The 15,789-nt window shown below is 39.8% G+C and carries 18 protein-coding genes; 16 read left to right on the top strand and 2 right to left on the bottom strand.

All coding sequences use genetic code 11. The annotated features are described in order from the left end of the window. Positions 1–134 precede the first annotated feature (134 nt). Positions 135–689, top strand: a complete 555-nt coding sequence (locus RCG25_RS24305) for a thioredoxin family protein (protein WP_308081373.1) — start codon at positions 135–137, stop codon at positions 687–689. A gap of 41 nt (positions 690–730) precedes the next feature. Here the strand turns inward: RCG25_RS24305 and plsY are convergent, their stop codons facing one another. After that, positions 731–1,366, bottom strand: a complete 636-nt coding sequence (gene plsY / locus RCG25_RS24300) for a glycerol-3-phosphate 1-O-acyltransferase PlsY (RefSeq protein ID WP_308081372.1) — start codon at positions 1,364–1,366, stop codon at positions 731–733. A 103-nt stretch (positions 1,367–1,469) separates the two neighbouring features. Here plsY and RCG25_RS24295 point away from each other — a divergent pair, with 103 nt between their 5' ends. The 11 genes from RCG25_RS24295 to RCG25_RS24245 all read left to right on the top strand — a co-directional run bounded on the left by RCG25_RS24295 (position 1,470) and on the right by RCG25_RS24245 (position 10,460). Beyond that, positions 1,470–2,249 (top strand): class I SAM-dependent methyltransferase, encoded by a 780-nt coding sequence (locus RCG25_RS24295; protein ID WP_308081371.1) that lies wholly within the window; start codon positions 1,470–1,472, stop codon positions 2,247–2,249. Between the two features lie 159 nt (positions 2,250–2,408). Next, on the top strand, positions 2,409–2,954 hold the full coding sequence (locus RCG25_RS24290; RefSeq protein WP_308084268.1) for an RNA polymerase sigma factor: 546 nt from the start codon (positions 2,409–2,411) through the stop codon (positions 2,952–2,954). Next, positions 2,951–3,430, top strand: a complete 480-nt coding sequence (locus RCG25_RS24285) for an anti-sigma factor family protein (protein WP_308081370.1) — start codon at positions 2,951–2,953, stop codon at positions 3,428–3,430. Before RCG25_RS24290 ends, RCG25_RS24285 begins: the two co-directional genes overlap by 4 nt. Next, positions 3,427–4,509, top strand: coding sequence for a hypothetical protein (locus tag RCG25_RS24280; RefSeq protein WP_308081369.1), 1,083 nt, complete (start codon positions 3,427–3,429; stop codon positions 4,507–4,509). The genes RCG25_RS24285 and RCG25_RS24280 overlap by 4 nt, the downstream gene beginning before the upstream one ends. Continuing rightward, positions 4,502–4,594, top strand: a complete 93-nt coding sequence (locus RCG25_RS24275) for an LPXTG cell wall anchor domain-containing protein (protein ID WP_308081368.1) — start codon at positions 4,502–4,504, stop codon at positions 4,592–4,594. The genes RCG25_RS24280 and RCG25_RS24275 overlap by 8 nt, the downstream gene beginning before the upstream one ends. Next, a complete protein-coding gene (locus tag RCG25_RS24270) occupies positions 4,591–5,517 on the top strand; it encodes a hypothetical protein (RefSeq protein WP_308081367.1) in 927 nt (308 codons plus the stop codon). The genes RCG25_RS24275 and RCG25_RS24270 overlap by 4 nt, the downstream gene beginning before the upstream one ends. Before the next feature lie 175 nt (positions 5,518–5,692). Next, complete coding sequence (locus tag RCG25_RS24265) at positions 5,693–6,634, top strand: diacylglycerol kinase (RefSeq protein WP_308084267.1); 942 nt, start codon at positions 5,693–5,695, stop codon at positions 6,632–6,634. A 138-nt stretch (positions 6,635–6,772) separates the two neighbouring features. Beyond that, complete coding sequence (locus tag RCG25_RS24260; RefSeq protein WP_308081366.1) at positions 6,773–7,318, top strand: cysteine hydrolase family protein; 546 nt, start codon at positions 6,773–6,775, stop codon at positions 7,316–7,318. A gap of 63 nt (positions 7,319–7,381) precedes the next feature. Continuing rightward, positions 7,382–8,845 carry a nicotinate phosphoribosyltransferase gene (locus RCG25_RS24255; protein ID WP_308081365.1) on the top strand — a complete coding sequence of 488 codons (1,464 nt, stop codon included), beginning with the start codon at positions 7,382–7,384 and terminating at the stop codon, positions 8,843–8,845. 192 nt (positions 8,846–9,037) lie between these two features. Beyond that, complete coding sequence (locus RCG25_RS24250) at positions 9,038–9,268, top strand: hypothetical protein (protein WP_308081364.1); 231 nt, start codon at positions 9,038–9,040, stop codon at positions 9,266–9,268. After that, entirely contained in the window at positions 9,255–10,460 is a 1,206-nt protein-coding gene (locus RCG25_RS24245; RefSeq protein WP_308081363.1) for an IS256 family transposase, read from the top strand. The genes RCG25_RS24250 and RCG25_RS24245 overlap by 14 nt, the downstream gene beginning before the upstream one ends. A 567-nt stretch (positions 10,461–11,027) precedes the next feature. On the opposite strand, the gene RCG25_RS24240 is transcribed toward RCG25_RS24245, so the two are convergent. Further along, positions 11,028–11,744 (bottom strand): hypothetical protein, encoded by a 717-nt coding sequence (locus RCG25_RS24240; protein ID WP_308081362.1) that lies wholly within the window; start codon positions 11,742–11,744, stop codon positions 11,028–11,030. Positions 11,745–11,881: 137 nt separating this feature from the next. Here RCG25_RS24240 and rlmD point away from each other — a divergent pair, with 137 nt between their 5' ends. From rlmD to RCG25_RS24220, 4 genes are all read left to right on the top strand, one after another. Then, positions 11,882–13,252 carry a 23S rRNA (uracil(1939)-C(5))-methyltransferase RlmD gene (gene rlmD / locus RCG25_RS24235; RefSeq protein ID WP_308081361.1) on the top strand — a complete coding sequence of 457 codons (1,371 nt, stop codon included), beginning with the start codon at positions 11,882–11,884 and terminating at the stop codon, positions 13,250–13,252. Between the two features lie 26 nt (positions 13,253–13,278). Continuing rightward, positions 13,279–13,779: a YehS family protein gene (locus RCG25_RS24230; RefSeq protein WP_308081360.1), complete on the top strand. Its 501-nt coding sequence runs from the start codon at positions 13,279–13,281 to the stop codon at positions 13,777–13,779. 18 nt (positions 13,780–13,797) lie between these two features. Further along, on the top strand, positions 13,798–14,712 hold the full coding sequence (locus RCG25_RS24225) for a Gfo/Idh/MocA family protein (protein WP_308081359.1): 915 nt from the start codon (positions 13,798–13,800) through the stop codon (positions 14,710–14,712). 470 nt (positions 14,713–15,182) lie between these two features. Continuing rightward, a complete protein-coding gene (locus RCG25_RS24220) occupies positions 15,183–15,665 on the top strand; it encodes a PTS sugar transporter subunit IIA (protein WP_308081358.1) in 483 nt (160 codons plus the stop codon). The last annotated feature ends 124 nt before the right edge of the window (positions 15,666–15,789 follow it).

The following is a 15,789-nucleotide window of genomic DNA, read 5'->3' as shown; positions in this document are numbered from 1 at the left end:
TACTAATTTATTGCTTTATGAAAATAGTATTAAGTGCTTGTAGAATACCATGGAAATATGTTTGAATGCAGTTCAATTGTAACGTCTGACTAAAACGACTATCATAGAAGAAAATCGGAAGGGGTGTTGTAGGGATGGGTTTAAACGTTTGGTTTCAAAAAGGGATGACAGCGGATGAATATATAAATGCAATGACTAGTAATAAAGCAGAGATGCTATCGATTTATGAGCATTTCACCCTATCTGCTGAAGACACCAAGAAGCTTGAGGAATTAAGGGAGAAGCAGTTACGAGTCATCGTTATATCAGAGGATTGGTGTGGAGATGCGCTCTTGAACAATCCGATTTTACTCAAAATTGCTGAAACCAGCGGGATGGAGGTTCGGTTTGTTCTCAGAGATCAGAATCTAGAGTTAATGGACCAATACTTAACAAATGGCACATCAAGGGCCATTCCCATTTTCATTTTTATTGACCATGAGGGAAATGAAGTGGCGGTTTGGGGTCCAAGAGCACCAGAAATGCAGGCACTTGTGGAAAAGGAACGTGCAGCCCTGCCTGAAAAGGATGCAGTTGATTTTCAGGAAAGACAAATGGAAATGTATAAGCGCTTGAGAACATCTTATCAGCAGGACGCAGCCATTTGGCAAACAGTAGCAAGCAGCATAATAGCTACATTATTAAAATAAAAATGAGGCTGATTCCTGGTATTGGAATCAGCCTCCTCTTTTTAGAGTTTAAAATTGCCGCCACCCTTTGGGGGGATGCGATCTTTGCTTAAATTTTTATCATTAATCTTTGGTTCGATCCCTAGGATAAAGTTACGAATATTAGAACGGTGTAGATAAATTAAAAAGAATGAAAAGAATAAAAAGATGAGGTCTAAATCTAATTCAGGTGAATAAAAGGAATAGGCAAGCATGCTTAATCCAACAGAAATCGATCCGAAAAATACATACTTGGTTAAAAAAATAATGGCAAAAAAGGAAAGATAGGCAACAATCAACAATGGGAGATTGGAAATTAATAATGCACCAGCGGTTGTGGCAATAGCTTTGCCACCTCTAAACCCTGCAAAAATGGGAAAGCAATGGCCAACCACAGCGAGTAATCCAAAGTAGATGGGGTCTACCTCCACTTGAAAATGGATAGGCAGATAAGTTGCTAAAGCACCCTTTGCAAGGTCGATCAGAAGGACGAAAATAGCAGACTTTTTTCCAAGAACCCGTAACGTATTTGTTGCTCCCGGATTTTTACTTCCAAGTTCCCGGATATCGACACCAAAGAGTAGTCTGCCCACAATCAAAGCGGTGGGAATACTTCCGATTAAATAAGAAGCAAGAAGCAATAACCAAACCATATGCATCAGTCCCTCACATATAATTTTTAATTCTAATAGCATTCTATCATACTTAGATGGTATTATTTTGTTAATATCTCAATATTCGGAAGTAAAGGGAGAAACTAACATGAGTGGAATTGATTTTGTCCAAGTTGCTAATAGCTATGCCCGATCAAGAGAAGATATTCCCGTGACTTTAATGGAAAGCCTGCAGCTGCGCAATATATTTTTTGATGGAAAAACGATCGCTGACCTTGGTTCAGGTACAGGTGTACTTGCAAGAAAAATGGCGATGAGAAAAGCAAATGTAGTTGGTATTGAACCATCACAGGAATTGTTAAATCAGGCTGTCTTATTGAATCAAATGAAGAATTTTAATATTCCCTATCTACTGGGAACAGCGGAAGCCACAGGTTTAGAAGATTCTCAGTTTGATATTGTGACGGTATTGAGGGCGTGGCACTGGTTCGATCGTCCAAAGGCTATTCAGGAAATCAAAAGGATATTAAAAGCAAAAGGGACATTAATTATCATTGATTCTGGATTTCTCTCAGGACCGGATGTGGTGGAAAAGACCTTAAAGGTTATTGAAAAATACGTAGTGAGCGGTTTAACACCGGCTGGTTCAAAAGCGGACTCTAAAATGCGAATTAATGGCTTTCCAGTTGAGTGGTTTGAAGAGTGGAAAAAGGAAGGTTTTGAAATTAGAGACTTCTACAAGCTGAATTACACTGTTAGCTTTTCGAAAGAGGAATGGGTGGAACGAGTAGAGTCGATCTCCTGGCTAGCGGGGTTAGACGAATCGGTTCGAAAGGGAGCATTAAAGGAATTAACGGACTCTTTACCGGAAGGGGGATCTTTTGAGATTCCTCATGACTGTAATGTTTGTATCTTGCGATTAGAATAAGCAATCTTTTTAGGCGTGCGATCCGTTTCGCACGTTTTTTTATGATGGTCTTCAAGAGAGCATGATAAGATAAAAAAATATTTATATAAAAGTGTAGGGGTTTTTGATATACGTTTCGTCTATTGATATGAAAGAACAGAGAGAAAGGGGGAGAGAATCATTAGCGACACTGTAATAATAGAAAAAGTGCGGGAAGGCAATGAACATGCCTTTCGACTTTTGGTTGAGAAGTACCGCAATGACGTGTTCCGGACTGTCTTTGCTGTTCTTCGTGACCAAAAGGAAGCAGAAGATGCCGCACAAGAAGTGTTCATGAAAATCTATACCTCTCTCTCCCAATATGAAAATCAAGGGTTTAAAACGTGGATGACACGAATTGCTGTCAATCATGCGATAGATGTAAAACGAAAACAGGCAAGAAGAAGAGAGGAAGTTGTGGATGCCCTCGAACAAAAGGCATTAGGGACACCGAGGGATAGTGTAGAAACAGAAATCATTGAAAATGATCAACGCAAGCTTGTTAGGAAAAGGCTTGATGAGTTGCCAGAGAATTACCGCGAAGTCATTTATGGGTTTTACATAGCGGAAAAAAGCTATCAACAAATGGCTGAGGAACAAAAAGTACAGGTGAAGACGATTGAAACGAAGCTGTACCGAGCCCGAAGCTGGATGAAAAAGAATTGGAAGGAGGACGATTTTTCATGAAGCATTACACCTACGATGAATGGCTGCAATATGTAAGAAATGAAATCACTGGTAAGACCCGTGAAGAGTTTGAAAATCATCTATATACATGTGACCAATGCCTTGAAGTCTACTTGCAAGCAGTAACAGCAAATGAATCATCTCTCCCAATTCTTTCAAATGAGACTAGTTTTACCGATGCCGTAATGGCGGAAGTTTCCAAGAAGAAAGGCATGGTGCCTGACACCAAACTGGAAGAAAAAAAATCAAACAAGAAGACGCCGTTGTATAAGCATGCTGCGTTTCATTATTTATTGGCAGCGGCTGCGACAATCTTGTTAACTTTTACTGGAGCTTTCCAATCTCTTGCAACTTATGCCAATTCATTAGAAACCAAACAGGTTCAGGAAAAAAGGCCATCTATGACGGAAGGGATGATGAATAAAACATTCGCATGGATGGATTCAATAGAAAAGAAGGAGGCAAATAAGAAATGAAAAATCCGACAAAGGCGTTAACATTAAATCTTATTCCCGGTCTTGGTCATATTTATAACGGTAAAGTTTTTCGTGGCTTATTTTATCTTATTGTAGTCGGTATTGCAGCGTTTGCGACACTGATTGGTGCAATGAATTATGCAGGAGGGGAAGCTTTCATAGCCTTTTTAGGAGGCACTGTCTTCTACATTATTAGCTTTATAGATATGGGACTTCAGATTTCAAAACATAAGGCGGCATTAAAGGCCACCAATCCGGATGATATTCAAAATCAAGACTCCGAACGTTTTTATACAATTGTTTTGTCGTTTATCCCAGGTCTCGGTCACTTGCAGATTGGCCTGATGAATAGAGGCTTGACCCTTTTAGCAGCGTTTTTGGGTCTTGCCATCATGGTTATTTTTGTAACAGCCATGTCTAATCGGGGCGAATTTATGGTGTTCTTAGCAGGCTTACCGGTTATCTGGGTGTATGGATTTTTCGATGCCGTTCAACAGGTGAATAAAAAGCAACGCGGCGAAGAGTTAATAGATCGGAGTATTTTGGAAGACTTTGAAATGCGAAGAGAAGACGGGAAGAAGAGCAAATCTATTGCGACTTTTCTTTCTATCTTCCCTGGGGCCGGCCACCTCTATTTAGGTTTACAGCGCCGAGGGATTCAGCTAATGGCGGCATTTCTATTTTCAATTTATATTTTAGATGTTTTACGATTAGGAATCTTCTTGTTTTTAATACCGATTATTTGGTTTTACAGCTTTTTTGATGGACTGCAAAAAGCATCTAGGTACGGTGAGGAAACGATTGAAGATGTGCCAATCATTGCTTATTTCCTTAATCACCAAAAATGGGTGGGTATTGGGCTTGTGATCATGGGAGTGTACTATTTAGTGATGAACGTCTTGCTTCCAGCCTTCTCACCCGTGTTCTCAAGACTATTGGATATTGATGTGATGTACTGGGTTCAAGGTTACTTCCAGCCGTATTTCCAGACAGGTCTTGTTTGTCTGTTATTAATCGGAGGGGGAATCAAGCTATTATCTGGTAGTAAAAAGAAGCGGGAGGTAGAAAGCCATGAGTAAGTGGGGAAAAACGATAACAGGGGTGGTCCTAATCGGAGCCGGAATTGGGTTCCTTTTTAGAAAAAGAAAGGAGGAAGAGGTATGAGAACCTGGCGTGTGGGTACATTTTCAATGGGAGGATCGCTCCTGTTTCTTGGACTTTTCCTCTTTTTTTCAAGATTTCTTGGGTTTAGTATGGTTCAGGTGATGAGTGCGTGGTGGCCGATTTTATTAATCGTGTTAGGTGTCGAAATTTTACTCTATTTGTTTTTGTCACGGCAAGAAAAGCCCATGTTAAAATATGATTTTCTTAGTATTTTCTTTGTGGGACTGATGGGGACGACGGGAATAGCGTTTGCCGTTATTAGCTCGACAGGTTTGATGGACAAGGTGGAGGAATTAATTGCGAGGGAAGAACTGTCGTTTGAGCTTCCTGCCTATTCCTATCAAATGGATGATAGTATCAAACGAGTGGTAGTCAGAACTGTAGGCTATGATATGACGATTGAGGCGACAGAAGAAAAAGAGGTTTCTATGTTTGGTACGTATCGGGTTCAAACAGCTAAGAAGGATAAGCTGTTAAAAACAGCTGAAGATTTGATTTCAGCAAACAAAAGAGGCGATACGTTATATCTGAATGTGAAGACCTTGCCAAATGAGGTGGGGCCGTTTGATTTACAAGGAAATGTTGCGGCAACGCTTCTTGTACCAAGTGATGTGAAGCTTGAGGTGATCGGTAACGGGAACGAGCTTACGTTAAAGCCTAGGACGCTGGCGAATGACTGGAATATTGAGAGTGCTTCATCGGTTATGGTCGATGTTGCAAAAAATAGTGATTTGAAGGTAGCGGCAGTTGGAGTCGAAGATGTTCGCGGAAAGGATGGCGAATGGAAGGTATCGGAGGATACGGCTTCTTCTGAAGGCATAGAGAATTCATCTGTGTTGAAAAATGCGGTGTATCAAGCAGGAGAAGGAAAACACCGTATCAATATAGTTAATGCGTATAATGTAAGTCTTAATAGCAATTAGTAGGAAACATCATCATATTTTTTGCAAAAAAAAATAAAAAGATTATGATAGAAGGTGGACTCTGGAGAGAGAATAGTACTTATGGCTTCGCGTTATGTTTGTAAGCGAGGATAATAATTGGTAGAATATAGAATTGACAGAGTCGTTGTTATTTATAAAAATTAGGATGATGATGATGAAAAGAGCAAGACTAATTTATAATCCAACTTCAGGACGTGAGTTGATTAAGCGTCAGTTGCCGGAGATACTTATGAAATTAGAGGCGGCTGGCTATGAGGCCTCATGTCATGCCACAACCGGAGCAGGCGATGCAACAAATGCGGCGCGCATAGCTGTCGAGCGCAAGTATGACATAGTCATTGCTGCAGGTGGAGATGGAACCATTCATGAAGTGGTTAACGGCTTAGCTGAGCAGGAGTATCGTCCGAAATTAGGTATTATTCCAGCTGGAACAACGAATGATTTTGCCCGTGCGCTTCAAATTCCAAGGGATATTGGAGCCGCTGTCGACATAATCACAAAAGGGGAATTAATTCCCGTCGATATTGGTCGTATTAATGAAAAGTATTTTATAAATATCGCAGGTGGCGGAAGGCTTACTGAGCTTACATATGAGGTCCCTAGCAAATTAAAAACAATGCTTGGTCAGCTTGCCTACTACCTAAAAGGAATGGAAATGATTCCTTCAATTAAATCCTCGCATTTAAAGCTTGAATATGATGGGAAGCTGTTCGAAGGAGAAGCTATGATGTTTCTTGTCGGCTTGACGAATTCCATTGGAGGATTTGAAAAGCTTGCGCCTGATGCCTCTATTAATGATGGACTGTTTTCATTATTAATTTTGAAAAAGGTCAATTTAGCAGAGTTTATTCGGATATCAACTTTAGCCGTCCGCGGGGAGCATGTGAATGACCCCAATGTCATTTACACACAGGCAAATCGCATTAAAGTGTATTCCGATGACAGGGTGCAGTTAAATTTAGACGGTGAATTTGGCGGACTGCTTCCAGCAGAGTTTGAAAACCTATACCGCCATTTAGAAGTGTTTGTGCCACTTGACCATATTCGCCCGCTAGACAGACCGACAGATTGGGAGTCGGGTAAAAGATATAGCTAACAAGAAGTTCGTTCCATATGGAGCGAGCTTTTTTTCGTAACGTGGAGGTTTATATAGGAGGAAAAACCGAATTAGCTCTAGAATTAAGGTATATAATGGCTTATAGACAACAGTCAAGACAAATAAGGGGTGTGGGATATGAAGGTATTGATCAACATTGACTATACAGTTGACTTTGTTGCAGATAGTGGGGCGCTAACGTGTGGAAAACCAGGTCAGGTCATCGAGGAGAAAATCATTCAACTAACGAAGGAGTTTATTGAGAATGGTGATTACGTGGTCTTTGCTATTGATGTCCATGACCAAGGGGATGAATACCATCCGGAAACCAAATTATTCCCACCGCATAATCTTCGCGGTACATCTGGAAGAGACTTATTTGGAGCATTAAAGGATGAATATGAGAAAAATAAGGTCCATGAAAATGTTGTTTTTATGGATAAAACACGGTACTCCGCCTTCGCTGGTACAGACTTGGAAATCAAACTAAGGGAGCGTGGCATTACCGAGGTTCATTTGGTGGGGGTTTGTACGGATATTTGTGTGCTGCACACGGCGGTAGATGCGTATAATAAAGGCTTCAAAATCGTTGTTTACAAGGACGCTGTTGCCTCATTTAATCAAGCTGGACATGAATGGGCCCTCGGACATTTTGAACAATCGCTAGGTGCTATGGTGAAATAGTCTATTTAATGATATTATTGTTTGTAATAGTGAGAATCTGTAATAGTATTTCGGAGGGCGATTATGAAACACATTTATCAAGATGATAGTTATACTCTTCATACCGATCTTTACCAGATTAATATGACAGAGACATATTGGAGAGATGGTATACATAATAAACGTGCGGTCTTCGAATTATTTTTCCGCAAGCTACCGTTTGGGAATGGCTATGCTGTTTTCGCTGGTCTTGAAAAGGTCATTCAGTACATTCGAAATTTCCACTTTACGGAAGACGACCTTGAGTACTTAAAAAATGAAGTAGGTTATCAGGAAGATTTTCTTGAATATCTAAAAAATATAAGGTTTACTGGAACCATTCGTGGCATGAAAGAGGGCGAACTCGTTTTTGGCAATGAGCCGATTTTACGAGTAGAAGCGCCTTTGGCTGAAGCACAGTTAATTGAAACAGCTTTGCTCAACATTGTGAATTACCAAACATTAATTGCGACGAAAGCTACAAGAATCAAACAAGTTGTGGGCAATGAGGTTGCAATGGAATTTGGGACAAGACGTGCCCAGGAGATGGACGCAGCTATTTGGGGAACGAGAGCGGCTTACCTTGCTGGTTTCGAAGCAACAAGTAACGTGAGAGCAGGGAAATTGTTTGGGATTCCAGTCGCTGGTACCCATGCCCATTCCATGGTTCAAGCATATAAAGATGAATATACAGCATTTCGTAAGTATGCGGAGTCACATAAAGATTGTGTGTTCTTAGTTGATACGTATGATACACTCCGTCTTGGCGTGCCGAATGCGATTAAAGTGGCAAAAGAGATGGGAGACCAGATTAACTTTATTGGAATTCGCTTAGATAGCGGAGACCTTGCGTATCTTTCTAAAGAGGCACGTAAGTTATTGGATGAAGCTGGATTTAAGAATGCAAAAATTTACGCTTCCAGCGATTTAGATGAGTATACGATTATTAACTTGAAGGCACAGGGTGCAAAAATTGATAGCTGGGGAATTGGTACAAAGCTAATTACTGCCTATGATCAAGCTGCACTTGGTGCTGTTTATAAAATCGTTTGTATTGAGAATGACAAGGGGGATCTGGAGGATACGATTAAAATTTCCTCTAATCCTGAGAAAGTAACAACTCCAGGCCTGAAAAAAATCTATCGCATTATTAATAATACGAATCACCATGCAGAGGGTGATTATATTGCGATGGAGGATGAGAAGCTCCCTGAAAAGCGCTTGAGAATGTTCCACCCAACGCATACATTCATTAATAAGGTGGTTACAAACTTTACGGCGAAACCACTTCATGAAGATATTTTCGTTGATGGCGAGCTTGTGTATGAGCTTCCGTGTTTGGAAGAATCCCGTGATTACTTGAAGGCGAATTTAGATTCGTTATGGGAAGAATACAAGCGGATTATGAACCCAGAAGAATACCCAGTCGACTTAAGCCAAAAGTGTTGGGATAACAAAATGAAGAATATTGAAGAAGTCAAAGAGAAAGTAGCAGCGATGAAAGAATAAATGATTGGCGTCCTGAGAAGGGCGTCTTTTTGGTGTTTGTTAAGAAGGAAAAGCCGATGAAGGACAAAATATAAGAGAAAATGAGAAAAAATGTCCTTCATGACGTCGATGAAGGACAAAATTTCAGAGAAAATGAAAAAAATGTCTTTCATAAAGCCGATGAAGGACAAAATATAAGGAAATACGAAAAAAATGTCCTTCATAAAGCCGATGAAGGACAAAACAGAAGAGAATACGCAAAGAACTGTCCTTCATAAGGCCGATGAAGGACAAAACAGAAGAGAATACGAAAAAAATGTCCTTCATAAAGCCGATGAAGGACAAAACAGAAGAGAATATGAAAAGAACTGGAGAACGTCTATAGTTTTGTGTAAATGGTTATACTTTCCAAATAAGGAGATGATCATTTATGCAAAATTATAGGGATATGACAATTAGAGAATTGGCAGGTCAATGTGAAACAGTGGACGATATTCATGCCATGATTAGGGACCTTTTCAAGGAGACTCTTCAACAGGTTTTCGAGGCTGAAATCGAGGAGCACCTTGGGTACTCCAAACATAATTCTAAAGGTATTAATACGGGAAATAGTCGGAATGGCTATAGTAAAAAGACCATTAAATCTAAGTTAGGTGAAACCAAGTTAAATATCCCTAGAGATCGTAAAGGTGAATATGAACCGCAGATTATAAAGAAATATGAGACATCTATTAATGGATTAGAGGATCAAATAATTGCCCTTTATTCTAAAGGTATGTCCACACGGGATATTGAGGACCACATGAAGGATATTTATGGTATTAACGTCTCTTCTAGTTTAGTAAGTAAGGTTACAGACAAAGTGTTGCCTCTTGTCTATGAATGGCAGTCCCGTCTACTAGACCCTGTGTATCCTATTGTGTTTTTGGATGCAATACACTTTAAAGTTAAGCATGAAAATAGGATTGTTAGTAAGGCAGCTTACACTGTTTTAGGCGTAAATACAGATGGTATTAAGGACATTCTTGGTATTTGGATCGGCGAAGATGAGAGTGCTAGTTTTTGGTTGAACGTTTGCCAAGATTTGAAGAGTCGTGGTGTACAAGATATCCTAATTGCCTGTAAAGACGGGCTTTCTGGCTTTTCAGAGGCAATTAATGCCACGTTTCCGAAAACAGATATTCAGTCTTGTATCATTCATCAATTACGAAATAATGTAAAGTGTGTTCCTCACAAATTCCGTAAGGAACTTATGGATGATTTAAAAAAGGTATATAAAGCATATACACTTGAACAAGCAGAATTGGCATTTGATGAGTTTAAAGAAAAATGGGGAAATAAATATCCTTCTGTTATTATATCATGGGAGACCAACTGGCTAGAACTCACGACTTTCTTTTCTTACCCAGTTGAGATTAGAAAGTTAATTTACACAACCAATACTATTGAAGCATTCCATAGACAACTAAGGAAAGTCACAAAAACAAAAACTGCTTATCCAACGGATAATGCATTAAGAAAAATTGTTTACCTTGCGACTGTTGGAGTTACAGATAAATGGTCTAATCCTATTCCTGGCTGGTTAGAATGTAGACAGCAGTTTGATATCATGTTTGAGGGCCGGCTTGGGAAATAATTGACGTAGTTAAGTTAGGGCTCTGCCCTAAGGGTTTATCGCTTTCGTTCTCCCAAAAGGAAAAAGAGAGGAAAAATCCTCTCTCCTTTTGTACAGAACCCTACTAGATGCTCGGGTTGCTCCCCAGCATTGCCCTATCCCCCTAGTAGGTAAGAACACTTTAGTTTCAATATAGTCAAATCATATAGGATTTAACCATTTACACAAAATAATTTACATTCCCAAGAACTGTCCTTCATAAGGCGGATGAAGGACAAAACGTAAGAGAATATGAAAAGAACTGTCCTTCATAAGGCTGATGAAGGACAAAACATAAGAGAATACGAAAAACTGTCCTTCATAAAGCCGATGAAGGACAAAACAGAAGAGAATACGAAAAACTGTCCTTCATAAAGCCGATGAAGGACAAAACAGAAGAGAATACGCAAAGAACTGTCCTTCATAAGGCTGATGAAGGACAAAACAGAAGAGAATAGGAAAAAACTGTCCTTCATAAAGCGGATGAAGGACAAAACGTAAGAGAATATGAAAAGAACTGTCCTTCATAAAGCCGATAAAGAACCACTCTTAGGATGAAATCTTCAAAAGCGCCAAAAACTCCGGCTCGGGCTTCATTGTTTTTGTCCCCTTATCTGACCAAAGAATAATTTCCGCATCTTTTTTATAAAGGAAGTAAACATCAAAGGTTCCAAAGTCTATCCTGCCTTCATCAACTTGAGCAGGTGCTTTTTCTTTTGAATCATAAGCATTGTTAATAAAATGAATAATTGCCTTTATTTCATCCGGGTCAGTAATCTTCTCACAGTGTGACCGTAACGCATCAGCATGAATGCATAGGCTTTCAGGTGTGTGCTCAATCCAAGTGGAAGAATGTAGAATAGGAGTTTGATCAAACATGACTTCTGTTTGCTTGTCCCCTTGATTGTAGCTGGCCGATATCCATAATACACCGTCGAACCCTTCCTTTGTCCACTCAGAATACGCTCCCGACCAATCGTTTTCAGGATCCTTATCATCAAGTGCGGAACCCTTTAAATTTAACTTCCAACCGTATTTGGGAAGATTTTTTTCATAAAACGAGAAAACCTCCTGCCAAGAATCGCCTTCCATCACATAATCGCTTCTTGTTGGTTCTAATCCGGGATATAAGGGGATATCTTTATGCTCTTCAGGAATAATGGACATGCCTTCATAGGTATCGTCAGTTGCAGTTTGATAACCATACCAGCCTGCTGTAAATAATAGAACAACCAAGCAAAGGTAAAGCCAATTTCTTTTTTTCATAATGCCTCCTCTCATTCAAAATAAAGGTATAGGAAAATTTTAGCATAAATTACATCCCGCATGTGACCCTGTTTCGTATTCTTCCTCAGAATGTGATACAATTCTTCTAGTCAAAAACGGAGCAAAGGACGAAGCAAATGAGCAGAACAGTACCGGTAAATAAGAACGATTATATAGATGTCATTTTTGAGGATATAACCCATGACGGAGCAGGAGTTGCAAAGGTTGAGGGTTATCCGTTATTCATCCCCAATGGTCTGCCTGGTGAAAAAGCAAAGGTTAAGGTAATTAAGACCGGTAAAGGATACGGAATCGGCCGGTTAATCGAGCTTTATGAAAAAAGCCCGTACCGTGTTGAAATTCCCAGTGAAGAAAAACATAAATACGGCGGCTGTCAGCTTGAGCACATTAGCTATGAAGGGCAGCTGAAATATAAAGAAAATCAAGTTCGGCAAGTGCTCACTCGGATCGGAAAGTTAGAGGATGTGGTCGTACATCCGATTCTAGGGATGGAAGAACCGTTCCATTACCGCAACAAAGCACAGGTACCAGTCGGAGAGAAAGATGGTAAACTGATTGCTGGATTTTTTAAGCCAAGAAGCCATGAAATTGTGGACACCAATGAAAGCTTGATTCAGTTGCCGGAGGTTAATGAAGCGGTACAAGTAGTAAAGGAAATTTGCAACGAGCTTGGTATTCCTGCCTACCAGGAGGAAAGCCATAAAGGTGTACTTAGGCATATTATGGCGCGCTATGGTAAGCAGACGGAGGAACTGATGGTTGTGATTATCACAAGAATCACGGACCTGCCACAGAAAAACAAGCTGATTGAGGAAATGGTCGCTCGATTGCCTAAGTTAAAATCAATCGTTCACAATGTAAATTCCAAACGAACCAATGTAATCATGGGGGAGAAAACCAATGTTTTATGGGGGAATGAGGTCATCTATGATTATATTGGTGATGTAAAGTTTGCGATATCAGCTCTATCGTTTTACCAGGTAAATCCTGTTCAGACAAAGGTCTTGTATGACAAAGCATTGGAATATGCGAATCTAAGTGGAGAAGAAAATGTCATTGATGCCTATTGTGGCATTGGAACGATTTCTTTGTTTTTAGCACAAAAGGCCAAAAAAGTATTTGGTGTAGAAGTTGTTCCTGAGGCGATTGAAGATGCAAAGCGAAATGCGGCATTGAATGAGATCAAGAACGCAGAATTTGCAGCTGGGGAAGCAGAGGTTGTCATTCCAAAGTGGTACAAGGAAGGAAATTCGGCGGATGTTTTAGTAGTGGACCCGCCGCGCAAAGGCTGCGATGAAGCATTACTGCAAACGATTATTGAGATGAAGCCGAAGAAGGTTGTCTACGTATCTTGCAACCCAGGAACGTTAGCAAGGGATCTGCGGATTTTAGAAGACGGAGGCTACAGGACAGTAGAAGTGCAACCGGTTGATATGTTCCCAATGACGACGCATGTCGAGTGCTGTGCATGGCTTGTGAGAAAGTAGAAGAAGTATGGAGGTTTCTATTCTAAATGGAAAATAATGATATATTAATACGATTAAGATATGCTTTGGATATAAAAAATACGGATATGGTTGAGATCTTTAAGCTTGGTGGCGTTGAAGTTACAAAAGAGGAAGTCCTTAAAATACTTACAAAATCAAATGATGATGTAGAGTATGAGGAAGACAATGAGGAAGACGTAATAAAATGCAATAATAAGATGTTTGAGTCATTTTTAAATGGCCTTATTACCTTTAAGCGCGGCAAGATAGAACCAAAACCAGGCCAACCTGATAGACCGCAATTCTCTAAGGAAAGTGTGAATAATATCCTTTTAAAGAAATTGAAAATAGCACTAACTCTAACTAGTGAGGATATGATTGATATATTTGATAGTGCAGGGATTACGATCACAAAAGGTGAATTAAGTGCTTTATTAAGAAAAGTAGGCCATAAAAATTATAAAGAGTGCGGTGACAAATACGCTAGAAACTTCTTAAAAGGACTAGCTATACAATACCGGGATTAAGTTTGGAGGGGGAACAAAATGCTTAAATTGGGTGTCATTGGTCTAGGGGATATTGCGCAAAAAGCATATCTGCCGGTCTATAGCGGCATGAAAGAAATTGAGTTTCATTTTTATACAAGAAATCAAGAGAAGCTAAGGTCCATTGGCAGCAAGTACCGGTTTGAACATCTTCATTCTGACATGGAGTCCTTAATGAACAGTGGCATTAGCGGGGCATTTGTTCACTCCTCTACCGCTTCCCATGAGGAAATTGTGGAGGCACTCTTAACACGTGGTATTCATGTGTTTGTTGATAAGCCTATTTCCGATAACTATGATGGAGCGAAAAGGCTTGTCGAGCTGGCGGAGGAAAAGGGACTCATTCTAATGACGGGGTTTAACCGGAGATATGCACCTTCCTATACAAAATTAAAAGAAGTGGCGGAGCCAAATATGGTCGTGGTTCAGAAGAACCGCAATAGTTTACCAGGAGAACCGCGGACGTTTATTTATGATGATTTTATTCATGTAGTAGATACAATGAGATATCTATTTCCGTACCCCATTAAAGATTTGATTGTCAACGGGAGAATGGTTGGGGAGACTCTTTATCATGTAGTGGTTCAATTCATTGCTGGTGACGGCAGGTCGGCCATTGGCATCATGAATCGGGATAATGGGACGAACGAGGAAATAGCCGAGGTCATGGGGCCGCTTGAAAAAAGAACGGTCCACAATGTGTCCAAACTGACTATTTTAAAAAATATGGAAACAATTGATGTCCGGAGCAGCGACTGGGAGTCCACCTTATTAAGACGTGGGTTTGAACAGATGGTAGCAGATTTTGTCCAATCGGTACAAACAAATTCAACCCCAGGGATTTCTGCACAAGATGCGCTTAAAACACATGAAATCTGTGAAAAAATCATCCATGAGTTATTGAAAAAATCATAGCGTTAAGAAAATGTTTGCGCTTACATATTGTAATCTTGCAGAAAAATGATATGATAAGGTTATTATTAATAATGATCACATGTTACTGATACGATCAGGCATGGTGGTAAAATGAAAGGCATTTTCATGTCCTTTTATTATACCTCCATGCCTTTTTTATTTTACTCAGAAAGCATAAAACTCGACTTCGAGAATTGTCCAGTTCCAGCGCCTAGCCAGTTTTCACCCTGAATAATCTACCTTGAGTATCTTGTAACAATCATGGCTTGATAAAGCGATGATTGTTACAGCTCGGGTCAAATGTTCTTCTGCAATAAAAGTCAAAGAGCGACTTTTCTTGCAGAAGAACATTTGCCTGTCGGGGCTGACCAAGGCGCTTCCGCTTTTTTTAGTACTAGGAGTTAATACAAGACCGTAAGATAATAATAGGGTTAGATGGACATTTAACCAAGAAAAAAGGAGTAAAGAAGATGAGATTTAACATATTTAAAAAGGAGAAAGCTTCTATATATGCACCAGTAAATGGAGAAATCCTACCGCTGAGCGAGGTTCCAGATCCGGTGTTTAGTCAAAAGATGATGGGTGAGGGAATCGCTATGATCCCTGAAGAGGGAAAAGTTTATTCACCTGTAAAGGGTAGCATCATTCTCATTGCAGAGACTAAGCATGCGATTGGTATTCGTGCGGTAGATGGAACCGAAATTCTCATTCATGTCGGTCTCGAAACCGTATCTTTAAACGGGGAAGGATTTACGATAGGGGTCAATGTGGGGGATAAAGTGACTACCGGGCAGCTGTTGATGGAATTTGAGTTGGATATGATAAAAAAACGCACAAAAAGTATCATAACACCTATTGTTATTACAAATAGTAATGAAAATGGCAAACAGTACATTTTTACACAAGAAAAAAAGAGCATTAAAGGGGAAACCGTTATTATTACTGAGGCTTAAAGGAGGTGATGGTGGGGGTAGTAGACTGACAAAACGGCGGCTATTGTGCATTTTTTTTAGGGAATTATTTTATTTTTAGTTGTTCGTATTTTGTATGATTAGTTGTTTTGTTAGTAGGTCGTCA

Source organism: Neobacillus sp. PS2-9 (assembly GCF_030915525.1).
Lineage (GTDB): Bacteria > Bacillota > Bacilli > Bacillales > Cytobacillaceae > Neobacillus.
This window is presented reverse-complemented; position numbering and strand designations above follow the sequence as displayed.

Excerpts from the sequence above, each read along its gene's own strand:
- RCG25_RS24270 (WP_308081367.1), top strand. The coding sequence starts at position 4,591 with ATGAGAACCTGGCGTGTGGGTACATTTTCAATGGGAGGATCGCTCCTG.
- RCG25_RS24255 (WP_308081365.1), top strand. The coding sequence starts at position 7,382 with ATGAAACACATTTATCAAGATGATAGTTATACTCTTCATACCGATCTT.
- RCG25_RS24225 (WP_308081359.1), top strand. The coding sequence starts at position 13,798 with ATGCTTAAATTGGGTGTCATTGGTCTAGGGGATATTGCGCAAAAAGCA.
- RCG25_RS24245 (WP_308081363.1), top strand. The coding sequence starts at position 9,255 with ATGCAAAATTATAGGGATATGACAATTAGAGAATTGGCAGGTCAATGT.
- RCG25_RS24250 (WP_308081364.1), top strand. The coding sequence starts at position 9,038 with ATGTCCTTCATAAAGCCGATGAAGGACAAAACAGAAGAGAATACGCAA.
- plsY (WP_308081372.1), bottom strand. The coding sequence starts at position 1,366 with ATGCATATGGTTTGGTTATTGCTTCTTGCTTCTTATTTAATCGGAAGT.
- RCG25_RS24220 (WP_308081358.1), top strand. The coding sequence starts at position 15,183 with ATGAGATTTAACATATTTAAAAAGGAGAAAGCTTCTATATATGCACCA.
- RCG25_RS24280 (WP_308081369.1), top strand. The coding sequence starts at position 3,427 with ATGAAAAATCCGACAAAGGCGTTAACATTAAATCTTATTCCCGGTCTT.
- rlmD (WP_308081361.1), top strand. The coding sequence starts at position 11,882 with ATGAGCAGAACAGTACCGGTAAATAAGAACGATTATATAGATGTCATT.
- RCG25_RS24260 (WP_308081366.1), top strand. The coding sequence starts at position 6,773 with ATGAAGGTATTGATCAACATTGACTATACAGTTGACTTTGTTGCAGAT.
- RCG25_RS24240 (WP_308081362.1), bottom strand. The coding sequence starts at position 11,744 with ATGAAAAAAAGAAATTGGCTTTACCTTTGCTTGGTTGTTCTATTATTT.
- RCG25_RS24275 (WP_308081368.1), top strand. The coding sequence starts at position 4,502 with ATGAGTAAGTGGGGAAAAACGATAACAGGGGTGGTCCTAATCGGAGCC.
- RCG25_RS24285 (WP_308081370.1), top strand. The coding sequence starts at position 2,951 with ATGAAGCATTACACCTACGATGAATGGCTGCAATATGTAAGAAATGAA.
- RCG25_RS24295 (WP_308081371.1), top strand. The coding sequence starts at position 1,470 with ATGAGTGGAATTGATTTTGTCCAAGTTGCTAATAGCTATGCCCGATCA.
- RCG25_RS24265 (WP_308084267.1), top strand. The coding sequence starts at position 5,693 with ATGAAAAGAGCAAGACTAATTTATAATCCAACTTCAGGACGTGAGTTG.
- RCG25_RS24230 (WP_308081360.1), top strand. The coding sequence starts at position 13,279 with ATGGAAAATAATGATATATTAATACGATTAAGATATGCTTTGGATATA.
- RCG25_RS24305 (WP_308081373.1), top strand. The coding sequence starts at position 135 with ATGGGTTTAAACGTTTGGTTTCAAAAAGGGATGACAGCGGATGAATAT.